The organism is Aeromonas sp. QDB14, from assembly GCF_027707845.1.
Lineage (GTDB): Bacteria > Pseudomonadota > Gammaproteobacteria > Enterobacterales > Aeromonadaceae > Aeromonas > Aeromonas caviae.
In genome coordinates, this window is the sequence record NZ_JAPCJD010000174.1 from 1 (window position 1) to 1,427 (window position 1,427).

Consider the following 1,427-nt stretch of genomic DNA (forward strand, 5'->3'; position numbering starts at 1 on the left):
AGGGTACCACCAATCAGCAGTTGGCCACCTCTCGCCATTCATCCATGAGTGTCGCACTTATTATCTGAATTCCCGCTGTCCCCTATCACAGCCCCCCCATCGAGCAGCCAGCGCTGTTTGCACAGTATCTGCTGCGCTGGCTCGCCAGTGGGGATTCAATCCCCCCTGCCACTGACCTATAGTGGGCTCCTTTCACACCATCTTTGCGAGCAGCACCATGTATATCGGCGAATTTGCCCGGCTGGCGGGCACCACCCCAAAGGCGGTCCGTCTCTACGAACAGCTCGGGCTGCTGCCCGAGCCCAGGCGGCGCGGCAAGTATCGCGTCTACCGGGCCGAGGATCTGGAGTGGGTCGGCTTTATCCGCGAGGCCCAGCGGCTTGGCTGCAAGCTCGGGGAGCTGGTTCCCCTGCTCGCGGGCGTCACCAGCCTCGACCACTTCCCCTGGCAGAAGGTGGAGCAACTGGTGGCGGACAAGCTGGCGCAGATCGAGGCGGAGGTCGCCAGGCTGCAACGCCAGCACCAGGGCTTGCGCCAGTGCGCCACGCTGCTGGCGCAGCACCCCTGCCGCTATGGCGCCCCGGTCCGGCACGCCCCCGACGATCAGGATCATCCCGCAGCAGCGGATCGGGGGCAAAAGGTGGCTTGACTCTGTCCCATGGGACAAGGGGTGTAATGGGGGCTCACTGCAAGGAGCCATGCCATGACCCCCAACCTGCTTGTTCTCAACGGCAACCCCAAACCCGACAGCCTCTGCCACGCCCTCGCCCGGGAATATGCCCGCGGCGCCGAGCAAGGGGGCGCCCGCGTCACCCTGCATCACGTGGGAGGGCTCGCCTTCGAGCAGGATCTTCACCACGGCTATGACGAGGCGCAGCCCCTCGAGCCCGATCTGCAGGCGGTGCAGCAGAGCCTGGTGCAGGCACACCACCTGGTGATCGTCGCCCCCGTCTGGTGGGGCCACCTGCCTGCCCGCCTCAAGGGGCTGCTGGATCGCACCCTGCTGCCGGGCTTCGCCTTTCGCTACCAGCCGGGGAAGGCGCACCCAGAGCGGCTGCTCGCCGGCAAGACGGCGCGCCTGCTGCTCACCATGGACAGCCCCCCCTGGTATTACCGCTGGTGGCAGGGTGCCCCCGTGGAGCGTACCCTGGACCAGCCCGTGCTGGGGCTCTGTGGCATCCGGCTGACCCACCGCCAGCATCTGGGGCCCGTCCACACCTCGGATGAGGCGGCCCGCCAGCGCTGGCTCACTCAAGCCGGGGCCGCCGCCCGCCAGGATGTGCGGCGGCTGGGCAGACGCCCCGCCTAACCCCTGCCACGGGCATTTTTTTGCCCATAAAAAAGCCCCGCCATGGCGGCAATGCTGTTCACTTAAGCGGAGCCGCATTGCGATTTACCGGAAAACGGGTCTTTGATATCTTCACCGC

At 66.4% G+C, this 1,427-nt stretch carries 2 protein-coding genes; both read left to right on the forward strand.

The genetic code is table 11. The annotated features are described in order from the left end of the window. The first annotated feature begins 217 nt into the window (after positions 1-217). Positions 218-649, forward strand: a complete 432-nt coding sequence (locus PG887_RS22310; RefSeq protein WP_270822935.1) for a MerR family transcriptional regulator — start codon at positions 218-220, stop codon at positions 647-649. Positions 650-703: 54 nt separating this feature from the next. After that, the gene (locus tag PG887_RS22315) at positions 704-1,309 is read left to right on the forward strand and encodes an NAD(P)H-dependent oxidoreductase (protein WP_270822936.1); all 606 of its coding nucleotides are present in this window, start codon (positions 704-706) and stop codon (positions 1,307-1,309) included. Positions 1,310-1,427 lie beyond the last annotated feature (118 nt).

Excerpts from the sequence above, each read along its gene's own strand:
- PG887_RS22315 (WP_270822936.1), top strand. The coding sequence starts at position 704 with ATGACCCCCAACCTGCTTGTTCTCAACGGCAACCCCAAACCCGACAGC.
- PG887_RS22310 (WP_270822935.1), top strand. The coding sequence starts at position 218 with ATGTATATCGGCGAATTTGCCCGGCTGGCGGGCACCACCCCAAAGGCG.